1 pseudogene is annotated in these 255 nt (G+C 54.9%); it reads right to left on the reverse strand.

The window, feature by feature from the left end:
- Window positions 1–255 (reverse strand): annotated as a pseudogene (locus EYW48_RS21875) (type VI secretion system tip protein VgrG); the annotation flags it as partial.

Below are 255 nucleotides of genomic sequence, written 5' to 3' on the forward strand. Positions count from 1 at the left end.
CCCATCCTTGTGACACTCGCACCCAGCATGAGCTGTGCTCATCGCCGTTTGAATATCTATCCCACGGGAAATGCAGTTTGACGCGGCCATGTTCGTCACAGAAGATTTCTTCACCATCAGGCCCCACAACATGCGCCATGCACGGTCCGTCCGTTTGTGGTTTGGTTTTTGGTGTAGCGCGCCACGTGATAGTGGCCGGGATGAGCGTGAATTGGTTGTTATAAGTGGTTGCGCCGCTGCCCCCCTCTTCTTCCA

The organism is Vibrio sp. 1180_3 (assembly GCF_029478545.1).
GTDB classification, from domain to species: Bacteria; Pseudomonadota; Gammaproteobacteria; order Enterobacterales; family Vibrionaceae; genus Vibrio; species Vibrio aestuarianus.